At 38.8% G+C, this 18,388-nt stretch carries 19 protein-coding genes; 9 read left to right on the top strand and 10 right to left on the bottom strand.

Annotation, left to right across the window (positions count from 1 at the left end):
* Positions 1 to 40: 40 nt before the first annotated feature.
* Both NSQ44_RS09875 and NSQ44_RS09870 read right to left on the bottom strand, forming a co-directional pair.
* Positions 41 to 220: a 5'-3' exonuclease H3TH domain-containing protein gene (locus NSQ44_RS09875; protein ID WP_063387792.1), complete on the bottom strand. Its 180-nt coding sequence runs from the start codon at positions 218 to 220 to the stop codon at positions 41 to 43.
* Positions 221 to 237: 17 nt separating this feature from the next.
* The gene (locus NSQ44_RS09870; RefSeq protein ID WP_340856934.1) at positions 238 to 465 is read right to left on the bottom strand and encodes a hypothetical protein; all 228 of its coding nucleotides are present in this window, start codon (positions 463 to 465) and stop codon (positions 238 to 240) included.
* Positions 466 to 851: 386 nt separating this feature from the next.
* On the opposite strand from NSQ44_RS09870, the gene NSQ44_RS09865 reads away from it, so the two are divergent.
* The gene (locus tag NSQ44_RS09865; protein ID WP_063387794.1) at positions 852 to 1,379 is read left to right on the top strand and encodes a nitroreductase family protein; all 528 of its coding nucleotides are present in this window, start codon (positions 852 to 854) and stop codon (positions 1,377 to 1,379) included.
* Between the two features lie 79 nt (positions 1,380 to 1,458).
* On the opposite strand, the gene NSQ44_RS09860 is transcribed toward NSQ44_RS09865, so the two are convergent.
* The gene (locus NSQ44_RS09860; RefSeq protein WP_340856932.1) at positions 1,459 to 2,331 is read right to left on the bottom strand and encodes a LysR family transcriptional regulator; all 873 of its coding nucleotides are present in this window, start codon (positions 2,329 to 2,331) and stop codon (positions 1,459 to 1,461) included.
* A 144-nt stretch (positions 2,332 to 2,475) separates the two neighbouring features.
* On the opposite strand from NSQ44_RS09860, the gene NSQ44_RS09855 reads away from it, so the two are divergent.
* The 5 genes from NSQ44_RS09855 to NSQ44_RS09835 all read left to right on the top strand — a co-directional run bounded on the left by NSQ44_RS09855 (position 2,476) and on the right by NSQ44_RS09835 (position 7,332).
* Positions 2,476 to 3,621: an AbrB family transcriptional regulator gene (locus NSQ44_RS09855; protein ID WP_340856929.1), complete on the top strand. Its 1,146-nt coding sequence runs from the start codon at positions 2,476 to 2,478 to the stop codon at positions 3,619 to 3,621.
* A 92-nt stretch (positions 3,622 to 3,713) separates the two neighbouring features.
* The gene (locus NSQ44_RS09850; RefSeq protein WP_063387797.1) at positions 3,714 to 3,992 is read left to right on the top strand and encodes a YciI family protein; all 279 of its coding nucleotides are present in this window, start codon (positions 3,714 to 3,716) and stop codon (positions 3,990 to 3,992) included.
* 295 nt (positions 3,993 to 4,287) lie between these two features.
* A complete protein-coding gene (locus NSQ44_RS09845; protein ID WP_340856924.1) occupies positions 4,288 to 5,244 on the top strand; it encodes an alpha/beta hydrolase family protein in 957 nt (318 codons plus the stop codon).
* Positions 5,241 to 5,777, top strand: a complete 537-nt coding sequence (locus NSQ44_RS09840) for a helix-turn-helix domain-containing protein (RefSeq protein ID WP_340856923.1) — start codon at positions 5,241 to 5,243, stop codon at positions 5,775 to 5,777. Before NSQ44_RS09845 ends, NSQ44_RS09840 begins: the two co-directional genes overlap by 4 nt.
* 307 nt (positions 5,778 to 6,084) lie before the next feature.
* Positions 6,085 to 7,332 (top strand): restriction endonuclease subunit S, encoded by a 1,248-nt coding sequence (locus NSQ44_RS09835; protein ID WP_340856921.1) that lies wholly within the window; start codon positions 6,085 to 6,087, stop codon positions 7,330 to 7,332.
* A 184-nt stretch (positions 7,333 to 7,516) separates the two neighbouring features.
* Here NSQ44_RS09835 and NSQ44_RS09830 read toward each other — a convergent pair whose 3' ends face one another.
* Positions 7,517 to 8,848, bottom strand: a complete 1,332-nt coding sequence (locus tag NSQ44_RS09830; protein WP_094245035.1) for an IS4 family transposase — start codon at positions 8,846 to 8,848, stop codon at positions 7,517 to 7,519.
* 122 nt (positions 8,849 to 8,970) lie between these two features.
* Positions 8,971 to 9,309 carry a helix-turn-helix domain-containing protein gene (locus NSQ44_RS09825; protein ID WP_063387802.1) on the bottom strand — a complete coding sequence of 113 codons (339 nt, stop codon included), beginning with the start codon at positions 9,307 to 9,309 and terminating at the stop codon, positions 8,971 to 8,973.
* Positions 9,310 to 9,483: 174 nt separating this feature from the next.
* Here NSQ44_RS09825 and NSQ44_RS09820 point away from each other — a divergent pair, with 174 nt between their 5' ends.
* From NSQ44_RS09820 to NSQ44_RS09810, 3 genes are all read left to right on the top strand, one after another.
* Positions 9,484 to 10,191, top strand: a complete 708-nt coding sequence (locus NSQ44_RS09820; RefSeq protein WP_340856918.1) for an EAL domain-containing protein — start codon at positions 9,484 to 9,486, stop codon at positions 10,189 to 10,191.
* 388 nt (positions 10,192 to 10,579) lie between these two features.
* The gene (locus tag NSQ44_RS09815) at positions 10,580 to 12,328 is read left to right on the top strand and encodes a methyl-accepting chemotaxis protein (protein WP_340856916.1); all 1,749 of its coding nucleotides are present in this window, start codon (positions 10,580 to 10,582) and stop codon (positions 12,326 to 12,328) included.
* Positions 12,329 to 13,019: 691 nt separating this feature from the next.
* Positions 13,020 to 14,264, top strand: a complete 1,245-nt coding sequence (locus NSQ44_RS09810; RefSeq protein ID WP_340856915.1) for a TIGR01459 family HAD-type hydrolase — start codon at positions 13,020 to 13,022, stop codon at positions 14,262 to 14,264.
* Between the two features lie 531 nt (positions 14,265 to 14,795).
* On the opposite strand, the gene NSQ44_RS09805 is transcribed toward NSQ44_RS09810, so the two are convergent.
* The 5 genes from NSQ44_RS09805 to NSQ44_RS09785 form a co-directional block, all read right to left on the bottom strand.
* Entirely contained in the window at positions 14,796 to 15,428 is a 633-nt protein-coding gene (locus tag NSQ44_RS09805; RefSeq protein ID WP_063387805.1) for a response regulator transcription factor, read from the bottom strand.
* The gene (locus tag NSQ44_RS09800) at positions 15,421 to 16,467 is read right to left on the bottom strand and encodes a sensor histidine kinase (protein WP_340856912.1); all 1,047 of its coding nucleotides are present in this window, start codon (positions 16,465 to 16,467) and stop codon (positions 15,421 to 15,423) included. Before NSQ44_RS09800 ends, NSQ44_RS09805 begins: the two co-directional genes overlap by 8 nt.
* Complete coding sequence (gene liaF / locus NSQ44_RS09795; RefSeq protein WP_063387807.1) at positions 16,464 to 17,198, bottom strand: cell wall-active antibiotics response protein LiaF; 735 nt, start codon at positions 17,196 to 17,198, stop codon at positions 16,464 to 16,466. The genes NSQ44_RS09800 and liaF overlap by 4 nt, the downstream gene beginning before the upstream one ends.
* Before the next feature lie 82 nt (positions 17,199 to 17,280).
* Entirely contained in the window at positions 17,281 to 17,925 is a 645-nt protein-coding gene (locus NSQ44_RS09790) for a PspA/IM30 family protein (RefSeq protein ID WP_063387808.1), read from the bottom strand.
* Positions 17,926 to 17,939: 14 nt separating this feature from the next.
* Positions 17,940 to 18,281, bottom strand: a complete 342-nt coding sequence (locus NSQ44_RS09785; RefSeq protein WP_063387809.1) for a lmo0954 family membrane protein — start codon at positions 18,279 to 18,281, stop codon at positions 17,940 to 17,942.
* Positions 18,282 to 18,388 lie beyond the last annotated feature (107 nt).

Raw genomic sequence — 18,388 nt, 5'->3', positions numbered from 1 at the left:
TCCAAACTGCAGCTGATCGTGAAATTGCATTTAATTGCAGCTAAGCTTTCGATAAATGCAACATGTTTACATTTTGTTGAATTTTCGTTTGAATTCCTTTTGTCAATTGGTCGATATTTTGCAAAATTTGATCGGTGGAACCGTATTTTTGAAGCAGCTTAAGAGCGGTTGTTTCTCCGATTCCTCTTACACCTAAATAATTGCCTGCAGAATCACCCATTAATCCTTTCAGATCAATTATTTGTTTTGGAAGGATTCCTTTTTTTCCATAAAAATTATTGTGATCAAATATTTCATAATTCCCTTTTTTAAAATTGCCACCCGGATTCCATCATCAACGAGCTGCAAAAGATCTCGGTCAACTGTAAAAATGATGATCTCATGTGTAGGGGCATAAAGATGCGCTAAAGTGCCAATGCAATCATCAGCTACGTTTTGGCTAAAATGATTCTTTTGTGGATCCATATGAATGTTTTTTGCAAAATAAAAGTGCAGAGAATTGCAAAATCCTTATGCAGTGATTTGCAATGGGGCTTTACATGGAGGAGGAGCCATGATAACCTTTTTGGTTTTGCCAAAACTGTTGAATCTGGCGCTTGGCTAAAGAATCATGGCTACAGAGGATCCATGTCAAGCCCTTGATGGATAGATCACATATATGTATATTTATTCAAAATTTTGAAAAAGATATATTGCAACACTCTGTATTTTTTTCTTGCAGAAAACACATATGAATCGATATAATGATTCCATATCATGTATTGAACAGGAGAGGGAAAAAATCGTTTATGAAAAGGTACATTCATACGAAAGCAAAATAGGCGAAAAAATAGAAAGAAGGATGAAGGTGCATGAACGTTTTTGAAGCTATACAGAAAAGACGTGAAATGACAAAGTTTCTAGATCAGCCTATACCAAATGAACGGTTGGAGCAAATTTTAGAAGCAGCTTATTTAGCCCCTTCTGGGAACAATCTGCCTTCCAGGGAGTTTATACTTATAACAAATCGTGAAAAGCTTGATGAATTGGCAAACGCCACGCCTTTTGTTTCTTGGTTGAAAGAGGCGAAAGCGGCCATAGCCGTTACAGGCTGCCCGGAAGTGAGCAAATATTGGCTGCAGGACGCCTCGATCGCATGCGGTTTTATATGGCTGACTGCAACTGAATTAGGTTTAGGGGCTGCTTTTGGTGCGATATATCACTCACAGGATCAAGAAGAATCAAAAAAACGGGAAGACTTTGTCCGGACAGCCTTAAACATTCCATCAGACCGCCGCGTAGTTGCAATATTAGGTTTAGGTTATCCTGAAAAGGAACCGCCCGCAAAAGAAATGGTTCGGAAGGAATCTATTATTCATTATGAACGGTTTCAAACGTAATTACGTTTGCGGAAATTTTGAAAAACCTTTTTCCAAGCAACATATGTAAGGAAAAAGGTTATACGAGTGTCATAGCATTTTATGGAATTTTTTGAAAATCGAGCTTTTCCATAAACTCGACAAACGCTTTCACAAATTTCAGTTGGATCGATTCCTTGTGATAAAACATCCAAGTTTTTCTTAAAATGGGCTTCCCATTTTTCGATTTCAGATCGATTTTATAAATATCGTCGGCATCATCTAAAATCAAGCTTGGCAAAATAGCGTAACCTAATCCGTTCAACACCATTTTTTTGCACGTATCTGCTTTATCGACTTCGATGCTGATCAATGGTGGTTGGGAGTAATTCTCAAACCACCAATTGTCCACTGCCGTTTTTAGCAAGGGATCCGTCCGGTAATCAATTCTCGGCAAATTTGGAAGCTCCCGGAGATCTATTTTGTCTTTAGAAGCAATACAAATGGATTCCTTAAATAGTAATCGTTTTTGATCGTTCCAGCTGTAAGCTCCTTTTACGAAAGCGACATGGACTTCGTGGCTGTGGATCAAATGGGCTATCTCGCTGCTCGAGCCTGTCAGGACCTTAAATTCAATGTCGGGATACTCGTTTTTAAAAAGCTTTAAAAGACCGGGGAGTTTATAATCTGTAAAGTAATTGGAAACCCCTAATCTTAATGTGCCGGTTACTCGGTTCTCCATGTTCACAACATTTTCTTTTATTTTTTGTATTCTCAGCAGCATTTGATTCGCACATTTCGCTAAATATTCTCCTTGCGGGGTAAATTCAACTCCCCGCCTTCCTCGATGAACAATCTGTACACCGAATTCCTTTTCAATTTGCTGAAGCCGGTTTGTTAAAGCTGGTTGAGAAATATATAAATTTTTTGCAGCTTTTGTAATGTTTTTTTCGTTGTAGAGAACTTTCAAAATAAGCCAGTCTCGATCATCCATCGTCATCACCTCTCTTTTTCCATCAATAATTTTTATAATCATGCATAGATTATTGATATTTTATTTATATCTAAAAAAAGTATACAATATGTTTGTAGCAAGTTCGAATGCCGCAAGATATTTTGTTTAGAAAGAAGGATTGAAATGATACGAACGAAAGGTTTCTTGCGCAATGTTTCGTTTATTTTATTCAGCAGTATTGGAGGATTGCTTTTATCTCTAACAGGCCTTTCCATCGGCTGGATGCTCGGAACATTGGTGATGGCAGGGGCTTTTTCATTTTGGAGCCATACCAATTCAACATCGTCCGATGACAAGTATGTTTTGCCCCGATTTTGGATGAATGCTGGGCAATTTATTTTGGCGATTGAATTAGGGCAAAAAATCAATTTGACAGTTATAGATATTTTTAGAGATCATTGGATGTCCATCATGACAATGCTTCTCTTGTCCATTGTTTTCTCGCTGCTGTCTGGACTCGTTTTGTGGAAGTTCAGTCATACAGATTTATTGACTAGTTTGTTCGGAACGGTGCCCGGGGGCTTGTCTGTTATACCAGGCATAGCAGAAGAAGTCGGGGGCAACATTGGTGTCGTCAGCATTATACAAACGATGCGGGTATTTTTAGTAGTGCTTGTGATCCCGTTTCTTGTTTCTTCATTTGCGGTCCATTCTGAGAAGCTTGAAGTTTCGAACAACCAATCAGCGTTCATGTTTCCTAGCTTGGAAATGGACGAAATGATTTGGACGGCAGTATTGGCACTAGGGGCATTGGCAGGGTATTACATTGGAAAGCTGCTGAAGTTCCCTGCACCTTGGCTCGTTGGCGGAATGCTTGGTGCTGCTAGTATTCAAGCAGCCGGCTCATCATTTGCAGGCCACAACTTGACTCCATGGTGGCCGAACATTTTGATCATAGCGGCGCAAGTTTTCATCGCTGCAAGCATCGGCTCGAAATTTCATAAAAAGATGTTTACAGGGCTAGGAAAAACAATGGCGGTTGCTTTATTTAGCACGATTGGTTTAATTCTTTCCTTGTTTATTTGCGCTTTTATTGTTTCAAAGCTGACTGGAATAACCTTTGTCACAGCAGTTCTTGCATTTGCGCCGGGCGGTATTACGGAGATGGCTACAACAGCCGCTGTACTTCATGAAGATTCAACATTTGTTGTGGTCGTTCAAGTACTGCGCATTGTGTTAGTATGCATCGCAGTACCTCCATTGATCAAACTGCTCCATCAAAGAAGATTGCGCAATAGAGCACATTCGCATGCAGCAAGAAATATTTGATTGACATTAGGAACTTAAGACATGAAGCTTTTCAAGACTGACAGCTTCAAGTAAAATGGTAAGCGATGAATCTAATAGAAAGAGTGGTTGAGATGAAATATTTTGTCGTATTATTGCCGATGAAAGATGAAGAAAAAAGCAAAGCGTTTCGGAATGATCACTTGAATTATTTAGAGCAGAAAGGAAAAGAAGGAAAAATATTTGCAAAAGGCAGATTTACCGACGGCACAGGCGGTATGGTGATTTATCGCGCCAGCTCTTTTGAAGAGGCCGAAAAGCTTGCGAAAGAAGATCCATATGTTGTGACTGGCGCTAGAGGGTATGAGATTCACGAATGGGAAATGGTCAGCGACGCAGTGCTGCCAAATTAAGATTTTGATAGGAAAGCCGTTGTAGAATGATAGAACATTTGCATCGGTGCTGTCCGTTAGTCTCTAAAATAAAGTCCTTAGAGAAAAAGAGCTGTTTTTCTCTAAGGGCTTTTGTATGTTTACGATTTTTCTCAAAAAAACAGTTCGCAGATGCCGGCTGCTTTCAATATGCTGTGGGCTGAAGGCACAATTCTGATAACATTTATATGCAAAAAACAATCATCAGAATTTTCTTGACTTATATGTTATTATTATCGATAATGATAATAATAACATAAATAAAGGAGAAATTAACATGATTGAACAATTTATCAGCTTTCAAAGCTGCGGATATGAGTTAAAAGGAACATTATCCGTGTTACAGGACAGCCAAAAAAAGCCGGCTATTCTCATTCTTTCCGGTTCTGGTCCGTTGAATCGCGACGGCAATGATGCAAAAGGAAAATTCCAGTTGAATATATATAAGCAATTGGCATCATTTCTTACTTCTTTAGGATTTATCGTGTTGCGATATGATAAAAGGGGAGTTGGTGAAAGCGGCGGCGATTATTTATCTGCAGGAATGTGGGATTTCGTCCGGGATGCAGCTAGCGCTGTACAATTTTTAAAACAACATCCGCTTGTTGATGAAAATCGGATCATTGCCTTGGGGCACAGTGAAGGAACAACATTGGCAGTTGCTTTAAACACCTTGGAGAAAATGGATGGGCTCATTCTTCTCTCAGGGGCAGGGGAGCGGCTGGAAGAAGCTATAACGAGACAGAGAAAGCTTGTGTATGAAGCTTTAAACAATGTAACAGGTTTAAAAGGAAAAATGATCCGCATGTTTAACATCGAGCAAAAAAACGAAAAAAAGGCGAATGCCCTTTTTGAAAAAATCATGCAATCTGATCAAGATGTGATCAAAGTTGGTTTTCAAAAAATAAATGCTAAATGGTTTCGGGAGCATTTGCAATACGATGTGCTCGAAGATTTAAAAAAAATAGAATGCCCTGTTTTGGCCATTACCGGTGACAAGGACGTTCAAGCTGATCCGGAAAAGCTCAACCGCCTTCCCGCTATAGTGAAAGGGGAGTTGGAATATTATATGATTCAAAATATGGATCATTTATTGAAAAAACAAGAAGATGAGATTAATATGTTGAAAATGAAAAAAAATTATATCAAAAATGCGGATCAACCGCTTCACGAAGAGCTTTGCGACCATTTGAAAAATTGGTTGAACAAACGGTACAATGAGGTGTTTTCATGATTGAATCAAAAGCTGCTTTAATCTTGCATCCGGTACGGATTCGGATCATTCAAACATTGATCGGAAAACGCTTGACTGCGCAGGAAATAATGGAGTTTCTGCCGGAAGTTCCGCAAGCATCCTTGTACAGACATTTAAAAAAACTTGAAGAAGCAAAGCTGATTGAAATCGTTGAGAAAAGAAAGATAAGGGGAACAATAGAAAAAATTTATGCCTTGCCGGATGAAACGATTGGGCTCGAAGACAGCGATTTGCAGCATATAAGCAGAGATGAACATTTGAACATATTTATGAGATTTATCGCCAATATTTTAGCGGATTATGAGAGATATTTACGACAAGAACAAATCGATCTCCTAAAAGATGGGGTGGGATTTCGGCAGGTTCGCTTTTATGCAAGCGACGAAGAGTTTTTTCAATTTGCTGAAACTGTCAACCGGGCGATGAAAAAGCTAATGGGAAACCAGCCTGCTCATAACCGAAAAAAAAGAATTTTTACATCTATCATCATGCCGGAAGCAGAAGAAAAATGAAAATAGTGCAGTTTTTTTTATCCGCTTTGATTGGAAATGAAAAGCTAATCAATATGGATCAAAACAGGAGGATTATGTTCTGAACGAGCTATAACTAGAAAAATTGGGGAAGCGATCTGATTGTTGCTTCGGAATTGTCATGGGGCTGTCCAGAAAGTCAAAATCCACTGAAAACGAAACATCATAAGCATTGATATATCAACGGATCAACGTTTCTAAAACATTAAAGGGGCGTCTATAAGCCGGAAAATCGACTTATTAGACTGTCCCATAAAGTTTCAAAATTAATGCATGTGGAGGAATTTATGTGGCGAGCTGGAAGAAAGTTCGGCTTGGTGAGATTGTTCAAATAAATCCTGAATCATTAACGAAACATTTTCCCTTTCAAATGATCGATTACATCGATATTTCGTCTGTTGGAACAGGCGAACTGAGGGAGACATCGCAATATTTGATTCATGAAGCGCCCAGCAGAGCAAAAAGGCTGGTTCGAGCAGGCGATACGATTCTTTCGACCGTCCGTCCGAATCGAAGATCCTTTTTGTTTTTAAAAAATCCGAAAGAAAATCAAGTTGTATCGACCGGTTTTGCGGTTCTTCGGCCTACGGAGCATATTCATCCGAGGTATGTGTATTACCTTATTTCCAATCAATCTTTTACAGATTATTTAGTTTCTCAGGAACAGGGAGCTGCGTATCCGGCTGTCAGCATGGATTCTATTAAAAATGCGCTCGTATTGCTGCCGGACATGCGGACGCAAGAGAAGATTGCGGACATATTAGGAACAATTGATGATAAAATTGAACTGAATATCAAGATAAATAAAACGATCGATGAAACGATCATGACACTTTACAAATACTGGTTCATAGAGTTTGGGCCTTTTCAAGATAGAGGGTTCGAAATTTCTGAATTGGGAATGATTCCGAAAGGATGGAAGGCAGGAACATTAGGTGAAGTTATAGAATTACAAAATGGATATGCTTTTAAAAGCAAGGAATGGAAATGTGAAGGCATACCAGTAATAAAAATAAAAAATATTGTCCCGCCTTTCATCAACAAAGAAGATGTAGCATATGTAGATCCATCTTTATTCCATCGATTAGATCGTTTCAAAATTACACAAGGAGATCTGCTCATTGGGCTAACAGGCGCTGAAATCGGGAAATGCGGCATTTACTATTTTGAAGAACCCGCATTATTAAATCAACGTGTCGGCAAATTTTATTCTAGCGTGCACGAAATGAACACATTGCCATTTGTCTATGCCATAACTAAATTGCCGGATTTCCGCCAAAAAATTTTAGATCGGTCTACTGGATCTGCACAGCCGAATGTCAGCGCGGATGAGATAAAAAAAATGAAAATTGTGCTTCCGCCGGATGATATTTTAAAAAAATTTATACGTTTCACCAGCAATTATTATGCGATGATGATACAAAATGCCAATGAAAACGACCGGCTCAAAAAATTGCAAAACGCTTTGCTGCCCCGGCTTTTATCAGGGGAGATGGATGTATTAGATGCTGAAAAGCATGTTGCTAACATGATGTAAAATGATAAATAAGTTCCAAAAGAGGGGGATTGTCCCCATACCCGTCAAGTTAGCGGTATAAAATTTTTTAGGATGATACGCATGTTCGAAAAATCAATCAAAGGATGAAGAGAAAACCAAATGCTGGGCATGCCAAATAACCCTCAAGAAGAGGGTTATTTGGCATTTATATCCATGACCCACACTACCATATCCCCAATTTCTTTAAAAGATCCGATACCGTTTCCTCTCCTTTCCTTCGGTCTTTCCTCGCGTGTTTCCTTAACAGAGATAGGAGAGATGGAAGGGCGGTTTCCATCGCTTGGGGATGCAAAAGAAACCGATGCCAATACGATTGGAGGATATTAAGCGCTTTCCATTCACTGATCTCGATTCCCTCCCGTTGATGCCAATACCTTCGGGCTTGGAACAGAAGAGTCTGCGTGACTAAAATGGCAATCAATGTCCCATATAAGTGGCATTCGAATCGTTCCTTCTTCATCTTTTTGACACGGTCAAGATCAAATAAGGATTTCCAGCCCTTAAATAACAGCTCCACTTGCCAGCGCAGCGAATACAGCTCATAAACTTGTTGCGCATCAAACGATTCTTGTGGTAAATTGGTCAGTAAGATGTGATATTTCTTTTGTTCAAGGGTTTGGCGTGACAGCGCCTTCCCTTTCTTTTTTTCCTTTTTCCGCACGTACGCCAGCCGTTTTTCCCATTCTTCCGCCGTGAGACGGCGAAAAATCAGACGCGGAACATACAGGCGTTGGTGTCCGATATACACGTGTTCCACTTCCACGGCTTCCCCCTCGCCCAATCGATTTCCTATCGATTCCCAATCCCATTCGTGCCACTCCCCGTCCTGTTTGATATAGACTTTGATATCGGAACGCAACCGGGTAATATAATAAGCACCTCGAGCATCGATCTCCGCCAGCGTGGCGAGTGAAAAAAACCCCAGATCCCGAATGCAAAGGTCATTCGGTAAAATCGTGTGCTGGGTATGATAAGCAAAACGGGCATCGGAATCATTGGCCTGTTGGACGCACAGCTGAAGACAGGTTCCCGATAACAGCTCATACTCAAATTGGATTTTGGCGCCAGATGAAACCGAACCTTGATAGTCCTCACCATAGTCGGCCGGAAGTAAAAAACTGGTAGAGTCTAAGATCCGCAGACGGGTGAAACAAGCGCGATACGTCTCGGTGATGGAAGAGAGTGCCGGACGTTGATGCATCAGGAGAGTAAAAAAGACCTCTTTTAAAAACGCCACGGCACGAGGCGTAAACCGCTGATTCAGTCCTTCATTCGAGAGAGAGCAATCATGCCAGAGCGCCAAATCGGCACACAACCGCTGAAGCGACTGACAGGCGAGCGATCCGTCTCCCCAAGCACATAGCGTCAGAAAGGCTTCCGCTGTTAATGAACGCTGCCGCTGAATGAATCCGACTTTCCGTGCCAGACGGGTCAGTTCTTCAGAGGAGAAGAGTTGACGAATCGTTTTTATCCATGCCTTCATCTTTTTTGCCATCAAAAAATAATCCTTTCCAACGATGATTTTCGTTAGAAAGGATACCATGTTTTTGGCGCTGAAAAAAGATCAAATTCTTAACTTGATGGCTATGGGGATTGTCCCCCCTTTTTGGAATACTGCTACTTATCTTTCCAGTTCAATAGGAGATCAAGCATGTTTAGTATGAATTTTTGATCTTCAACCGGCCTTGCCTGAAGTTTTGTAATAATTTGCGACAAAGTATAATCTGGTTTTTTTGAATTTGGTTGAATAGATTTAAATAATTCCTCTAAAGAAACCTCAAGCGCCGTTGCGATTTTGTTAATGCTTTCCAATGTTGCGTTTTTTTCACCTCTTTCTAATTGTCCAATATAAGTAGCATGTAGATTTGCTATATCTGCTAATTCTTCTTGACTCCACCCTTTCTGCTTGCGAAAATTTCGGATTCTTTCTCCGATTATTTGCTGTATTTTAGTCATGAATCGTCACTCCTTGGGGATAATAGTGATTCCTTTTTACAATCTACTATGAGAGTTAAGTCCCCAAGAGACTATTGATATTAAAAGCATTAAAATATATACTAAAAATATGAAATATAACATTAGACATTATCCGAAATAGGTCTATAGATAGACGTCTAGGAGGTTCTTCCATTGGTTAAATGGGAAATTAGAAGGATAAAAGAAATTATAGATAACAAATCATTTTGTCATTTTTTTCAACCTATTTATGAATTAAAAGAATCAAAAATATATGGATACGAAGCTTTGCTTCGCTGCAAATATTTTTCCGATCCGGAAATTTTGTTTCAAATCGCCCGTGAATGCGGTTTTTTATATGAACTGGATACTTGCTCCATTCACAATGCAATAACATCGATGGGAGACCTGCAGCAAAAGCTGTTTATTAACGTATTTCCATCGACGATTGTTCATCATTCTTTTACCCAATTTATAAAAAAAATAAACCTTTTTTTTCAGTCGACCGAAAAAGTAGTTTTTGAAATAAATGAAAGTGAAAAAATCAAAAATATTGAATTGTTGAAAAAAAATATTCAATTTTTAAAAGATGAAGGGTATAAAGTTGCCGTTGATGATTTCGGAAAAGGTGAAATATCGTTAGAAACCATTGTCGATTTAAACCCGCATTATATTAAAGTCGATCGTTCTTTAGGCCAAAATTTATATAATTCGGGCAAAAATCAAGATGTTATTAAAAAACTTTTATTTCTTTGCGAACGGACCAATATGAAACTTGTTTTAGAAGGAATTGAGAAAAAAGAGGATTTAGACATGGCTAAAGCATTGGGGGTTCATCACGCTCAAGGATATTTATTAGGCGAGCCGAAGCCAAAAAAATAATTGCTGCTTATTCATAGTAAATGAATTAGAAAAATAAATTTTATCGGATCGAACATATAGACTATTTTCAGATTATTTTTGCTTCATTGACGTCAAAGAACCGCACTAAATGAACGATAAAATTAATGAAAACGCTTAAATAAAGGATTATCGGTTCATTATATTTTTGACCATATACGTTCGATGTTAGCTAAAAAAATACATATTTAGCAATAAATGATTAATTAACAAAAAAAAGTATGTTTAGAGGCCGATAATTAAAATGTCAAGCAACCAATTTCGGATTTGGGGAGTGAAAATGGATGGAAATGAGTTCGTAACGCTTTTCTAAGAGGAAAGAACTAAGTCTTTAAAAAAATTATGGCATAACAAAGGGGTAATGATTTTCATGAAAAAGAAATTTCAATTCACGATACGTATGAAGCTAATGACCATTTCATTTCTATTATTAACGATTCCGTTAGTCATTTTAGGCTTGTTAAGCTATCAGAAAACAACTTCCAGTTTAAACAAGCTGGGGGAAAAGAACTTAAAAAATAGCGTCGAAATGACCATTGAGTTAATCGATGCGTTAAATAAAGAGGTTGAAAAGGGAACATTGTCTTTAGAAGAAGCGCAGGAACAGGTAAAAGTTGCGATATTGGGGGAAAAGAATGCTGACGGCAAACGGCCAATTAATAAAAATTTTGATTTAGGTGAAAACGGCTACCTGTATATTATCGATCAAAAAGGAACTCTTATTGCACATCCAGTTGTAGAAGGCAGACAAGGCTGGAATGACGAAGATTCCAAAGGCGTAAAATTCAATCAAAAAATGATTAAAACCGGAAATGAAGGTGGCGGTTTAACTTATTACGAATGGGCTTTGCCTGACAACGAAAATCGAATTGAAAAAAAAGTCGCCTATTCAAAAACTGATCCTCATTGGGGATGGGTTGTATGTGCGGGCACGTATTTAATGGATTTCAATCAGCCGGCTAAAGATCTTCTCGTTTTTTTAATGATTGTCATTGGCGCAACGATTGTGATTGGATTTTTCATCGTATGGCTGTTTTCAAACAGCATTTCCAAACCAATACACGCCGTATCTGAGCGCATGCATTTGCTGGCTAATGGAGATTTAACACAAGGTGAAATAAAAATCCGTTCGAAAGATGAAACACAAAATCTGGCACATGCCATAAATCAGCTGCAAAATAAACTGAAAGAAATGATTACTAACATTTCGAAGGCTTCTGAAGTACTGACAAGCCACAGCGAGGAGATGACCCACTCTGCAAATGAAGTGAAGGCCGGATCAGAGCAGGTTTCAACCACCATGCAGGAATTGGCATCAGGCGCTGAAACGCAAGCAAGCAGCGCGAGCGACATGGCAGCAAAGATGGAGGTATTTGTCGAAAAAGTCCAAGATGCCAGCGAAAAAGGGGAGCATATTGAATCAGTCTCCAGAGAGGTGCTTGAAATTGCCGGCAAAGGAAATAAACTAATGATGTCTTCTACCGAACAAATGTCGAAAATTGACGAAATTTTTCAACAATCTGTTGATAAAGTGCACGGTTTAAACGGACATTTGCAAAAAATTACAAAACTCGTATCAGTCATACAAGGAATTGCGGACCAAACGAATCTTCTGGCATTAAACGCAGCGATTGAAGCGGCAAGAGCAGGCGAAAACGGAAAAGGCTTTGCCGTAGTTGCAGATGAAGTAAGAAAGCTCGCTGAACAAGTTTCCGTCTCAATCTCAGACATAACAAGCATTGTCGACAATATCCAAAATGAATCAAAGAATGTAGTTGATGCTTTAAAGAGCGGCTATCAGGAGGTTGAACAAGGAACAGAGCAAATTAAAAATACAGGTGCAACATTTCAAACGATCAACAAAGCTGTTACGGACATGGTTCATCATATTCAAACAATTGCGAACAACTTGACGGAAATTGCTTCCAACAGCCGGGAAATGAACCGTTCCATCGAGGAAATAGCCTCGATCTCCGAGCAATCAGCAGCAGGTATTGAGCAAACCTCTGCGGCAGCCGAACAAACAAGCAGTTCTATGGAAGAAGTGGCGAACAGCTCCGAACAACTAGCGAAGCTAGCCGAAGAGCTGAATGAATTTGTACGGCAATTTAAGCTTTAGAAAATAGAAGAATGTGTTTGATTTTTTTGATATCAGAAGATGTTTTTGGGTGAGGATAAATGTCCTCACCTTAAACTTTTGAGCGATACATAGACCAACTCCCTGCAAAAAGGGGAATAAATGTTCAGTATTGCTGGCATTTAGAAGGGGAAGACAACTGGCATAAATGTCAGATCAAATGCAGACCTTTCTTTATTAGAAAGGAGGTCAGTCGTAAAAGTATACATTTGATTAGAGATTAGTTCTTAGAGTGCACGAATTGCACAGTCTTTTTGAAAAAAACTTTTGTCTTATTGCTCAAATTCCCAATATTCCACATCACATTTTCTTCATTAAAACCGCCTTTTTGCTGCGTGAACGATAAATCTATTATAATCATATGTAGAAGTGGAAATAAAGAGAGGAGATTCTCCTCATACAAGCTCATGCAAACTTTCAAGCAAGGCAAATCGTTTTATTGAAACATCTTTTGGTTTGACAGCAAAAAAACTTCTAAAAGTTTTGCGCCAGTTTAAGAAATGGTTCATTGAGAAAACGATTGTTTTAACACGAGTTAGTTTTGAGGTACTTTAAATAAGTTCAAATCTTTTCGAGAAAACGATCACTTTAACTTGAATTAGCTTGGTGATGAGGAAGTTTTTTCAATCAGCTTGTTTCATGCGAAAATGGTTCACTAAGGAAGGATGATTTCATGATCATAGATGAATTTGACGTGTTTTTATTTGACCTAGACGGAGTGATTTACATAGGAGAAAATCCGCTTCCTGGGGCAGTTGAATCTTTGCGGCGCTTGCGTCAAGAAAAGAAAATGATTCGGTTTCTTACAAATGATCCTTGTACAACGAGAGAAAAAATTGCCGGACGGCTCAAGCGAATGGGGATTACAGCAAGTCCAGAGGAAATCATTACATCCGCTTGGTTGACAGCTCAATATTTGCGAAAACAAAATATTCGCAGTGCCTACGTGCTGGGGGACGATCATTTACAGCACGAGTGCAGTCAAGCAGGAGTAATGGTTGTAAAGGGTGAAGAGGAGGCAGAAGCCGTTGTTGTCGGCTGGAGCGGCAATGTATCTTTGTACGATATTCAGGAAGCGGTAAAACAAATACATAATGGTGCGAAGTTTATTGCAACGAATGCCGATATGAGTTTCCCTACTTCGAAAGGTCCTTTGCCTGCAACAGGAGCTGTTGCTGAAATGATACGAGCATCAACCGGGAAAAAACCGTACATTGTCGGCAAACCGAATCCATTTATGTTCCAGAAAGCGATTGAATCGATTTCGTCTAAAGCAAAAGTGGTTATGATCGGCGATAACCCGTTAACTGATATATTAGGTGCTCATCAAGCAGGGATTCAAGCGATTTTAATTTCCAACGGGAAGAATGCACCGTTTCCATCTCCTGGGGATTACCGCAATCCGGATGCGGTGATCGGCAATTTGCAGTCTTTATTTGATGATCGTGTCAAAATTAAACAATGGAATACGCGTGATTTTGCATGGCCGGAGCGGATCGAAGCAGGAGTGGCGGGAATTATTTTTAATGAACAGCAGCAAGTTCTCCTATTAAAACGGTCGGATAACGGACTATGGGGCATTCCATCAGGGCATGTAGAGCCGGGAGAAAAGGTGGAAGAAGCAATTATAAGAGAAATTTATGAAGAAACAGGTCTTGAAGTGAAGGTAACCCGGCTGATTGGCATTTACTCAGATCCGGATTCACAAATTTTTTTATACCCAAATGGCGAAATCAGCCACTTTATTACAACTTGCTTTGAGTGCAAAATCATTGGAGGGACGCTGCGTCAAAAAACAGATGAAACGCTTGATGCACGATTTTTCGCTCCAAACGATCTGCCGGAAAACCTTTTAACGATGCATCCGAGATGGCTGCAAGATGCATTGGAAAAAGAGCATGCTCCATATATACGATAAAAGCCGGAATACTGTTGGGGGAAAATTACGTCTTTTTCAAGTTTCGAGCAGAAGAACCTTATATGAATCTCATTTTACACTGCTCCTAAAGCTAGAAACAAAAGGCTTATTAGGAAAGGCTGCTATTTTTCGGCAGCCTAGATAGTCATGCTAGAACTTTTGTTCATCTATTGTTTTTTTAAGAGAAAACTAGTTTTTGGCGGAAAACGAATAGGAGGATTTCTGATTTCTTTTACCGATTTTACCGATTATTTCGATTTCCGCCATCGTTTCGCTTGAGATTTTTGAATTATTTTTAGCCGATTTTATCAAGCGTTAACATGTTTATATTTGCTTTTGTCGACGAATATGCATTCAATTGGGAGATGAATAACATCGCTTTCTATTAGGTTGGGAAAACTAGCAATTTTTTTGTTTTGATTATATGTAAATATATGTAAAATGATACATAAATTTCGAATGAAATTTCCTGTATTTGTGTTTCGGTGAAAAACCAATTCCACTTTCTCTTTTCTTCGCTTATTGCCAATTTTACTTGATTAGCGAATGCTTGAACGCATAAATGACGGCTTGGGTGCGGTCTTGAACGCCCAGTTTGCTTAAAATGTTGCTGACGTGAACTTTGACGGTTTTTAATGAAATGAACAACTCATCTGCAATTTCTTGATTTGATTTCCCTTGAGCCATTAAAAGCAGCACTTCCATTTCTCGGTTTGTTAATTCTTCATGAGGATGGCGGTTTTGTTTTTTATTCATTCTTGCCATCATTTTCGTTGTCACTTCAGGCTCTAAGACAGATTGTCCCTGATATGTTGAACGGATCGCATCGGCGATTTCGTCTGCTTTTGAAGTTTTTAACATATAGCTGACAGCACCGGCTTCAAGGGCAGGGTAGACTTTTTCATCATCGAGAAAGCTTGTGACAATAATGATTTTTGCCTCTGGCCATTGATGAAGTATTTCTTTTGTCGCTTCAATCCCGTCCATTTCCGGCATGACGAGGTCCATTAAAATAATATCAGGCTTTAATTGTAAAGCTAGTTCAATGCATTTTTTGCCATTATCAGCCTCACCGACAATTTCTATGTCAGGCTGGGACGATAAAAAAGCCGAAACGCCGATTCTTACCATTTCATGATCATCAACTAGTAATACTTTAATCATTTTTATCACCTTCATCTGTTAACAACGGTACTTTTATTTCCAATCTAGTTCCTTCATGAGGGACACTGACAATTTGCAATGTTCCGCCGATTTCGGCTGCACGTTCAAACATGTTTTGCAAACCATATGCTCCTGATTTTGCCGATTGAACGTCAAATCCTACACCATCGTCGACAATCCGTAAAATGGCCATATTTTTCCGTTTGATCAGCAATACTTCAAGTGTATTCGCTTTGGCGTGGCGAAGAGTGTTTGACACCGATTCTTGCAAAATGCGGAATAAATGGTCTTCAATCCCTTTATCTAGAGGAAATTGCTCTGTCTTCCATTGGATGTTCATCGGCACCTTTTGCTGCAGCTCTGTGAGCAGTTCTTCAATTCCAGTTTGCAAAGATTTACCTTTTAAAGGGACAGGCCGCAAATGCAAAAGAAGAGCGCGCATTTCAAGCTGGGACTGCTGAATAATTTCTTCAACTAAATGGATTTGTTTACTCGTTCCTTCATCGATTTTTTCCTTGTTTCCTTTAACAGCAGAAATGAGCATCGAGGCTGCAAACAAGTTTTGACTGACAGAGTCATGCAGCTCGCGTGCCAGCCTGTGCCTTTCTTGTGAAATGATTTCTTCCAATCTTTTTTCTTGTTCTTTTACGTTTTCACCTGCAAGTTTTTGCGTTAATTTCGTCTGTTCAATGAGATGATGCTGCACTTGGTCAATTCGAAGGTTGATTTCATCTAATTCTTTAATGTTTATATGTTCATTTTGTTCAACCGTTTCTCCTTTTGTTATTTTTTTTAGTTTATCTTCAATCTTGTGTAGTTTATCTTTAAAAGGAAGTCCGAATAGAATGCCGAAAAGCAAGCCGATGGCGCTGCTGATTACGAACGTGAAGAGGATAAACGGAATATCAAGAATTTTTTGTTTCCATAATAATGTCCAATTAGGAAACAGGAACGTAAGCAAAAGCGAAACAGTGAAAAATAAAAAAGTGACTACTGATGTTACTAAGCAGATAATAATTTGTCTTTGCAATACATTCATGTTCTTTTCACCTCTATTCTGCCAAAGGTTATAGAGGTGATGATTTTCACTTTTTGGGCAGATTCATGATAGTTTTTGGACTCATATCGAATTGTTTCGTTCCATACATTCGGTTCACTATAATCAAAAATGGAGTAGGAGCCGATGAAACCGGAATGGTGGACGGACACTTCCAGCTCGTAAGGAACAATTATTTCGATATTGCCGATAAGCTTTCGGATGACAATCACCGCTTCACCTTTCGGAAGAATCGTATAGTTTAAATCTATTACTGTATCGCCGATGCCTGTTTGAATGTTGACATCGTTCCATTTGTATATTTGTTCTTCGGTTCGCTGCGTTCCGAACAATCTGTTTTGAAAAAGAGGCGTTTTGGAAAATGTCTCTTCTTGCGAGAGGATTGGATCTGCTTCTTCAATTTTAGGAGACTTTTTAGCAGCTACCTGCTTGTTTTGAACATAGTGAAAAATAAAGTAAATGAAAACAGCAAATAGAAGCAGTCGGAATGTAAACATATTGAAAAAAGATAGAACGCCGCCGATTATTCCGATCCAAAATAACAATAATCCTGATTTTTTCGGCATTCTTTTTCTTCCAATATATACGCAAAAAATCATCATCATTAGGAAGAAAAGGGCCTCACCATTGAAAAATAAAAGCTCTGCGATGAATAAGATGATGCCAATGACGAAAATCCATTTTGTAAAATCTATTTTCGATTGATGAAACACGAGGCTCCTCTCCTTCCTATTAGTGTGAACATAAATATGGAAAGGCGTAGAGAATTACGCCCTTATAGCAGAACAATTTACGTTAAGAATTTGAATCCGTTTCTTGATTTTTTAATTCTTTTTCAAGCTTTGCGATTCTTGCATCAAATGTTAATGTATCGTATCTGTTGTTGATTCGATTTTCCAGTTCATCAAGGTAATTCTCTATTTCAGCAAAGCGAACAAAATGGTTCTTTTCGGAATTATGCTGCTCAAGAACTTGGTTGATCCGGGAGTAGGCGCGTGCAATATTTTCTCGTCCCATCAGCTCCATGCGCTTTATATGCATATCTTTTAATTTATGTTTCATTTCTTCATATTTATGTTCTAAGTCAATGAGCTGTTTCGTTGCTTGTTCAAGTGCTTGTTTTAATTTTGATGCACGCTCCTCATACTGCTGCTGCTCGTTGATGGCAAATTGATGCAATTCTTCTTCTTGCGCTTTCAACGCAATTTCGGCTTGATATTTTCTTTTTTCTTTTAAGTGTTCAGCATGGTTGTATTCTCTTAACAGCTCTTGTTTTAATAATCGTTGGCGTTCGATTAGTTTTTGAACCTTTTCAACTTCCTTTTCACATTGGCGCAAATATTCATTTAATAGCGCAATTGGATTCCTTTGTTCCTGTTCATTCAATAAATCATGTAAATCGGCCATAATCACATTTTTTAATCTCGTAAATATGCTCATTTTTTCCCCTCCATTTATTGTCGTTTTAGTGATTCCCATTGTTTTTCAAAATTGGTGAATGGATCGTCTGACACATACGGATCATTCGATTTTTTCCAATTATTAAATATGAGATAAAGCACATATGCGGCGATTAAACCGAGAATAGCTGGGACATTTGCAGCTGAAACAGATAGTGCAATCAGCCCGACAATCCCCCAAAACCATTTTTTTGATTTTTTGTCGGATTTCACAAATTGTTTAAACGAAAAGTATAGAACAAGCAAACTGATAAGAAGTCCGACGATTGAGCCGAGATTGGCGATTAAAACTATTGCGGCTATTGCACCTGCGATGAACAAACCGATTTTTTTCATAATTTGAATGACCTCCTTTCAATTTTCATCTTACCTTTTGTCGTCGCTGCTCATAACGAACCTGAGGCATATTTTGAACTACGACTTGAGGCGTATTTCGATTTCCT

This window comes from Aeribacillus sp. FSL M8-0254 (assembly GCF_038008845.1).
GTDB lineage: Bacteria > Bacillota > Bacilli > Bacillales > Aeribacillaceae > Aeribacillus > Aeribacillus composti.
Note: the sequence above shows the minus strand (reverse complement) of the source record. Positions and strands in the feature narration are given on the sequence as shown.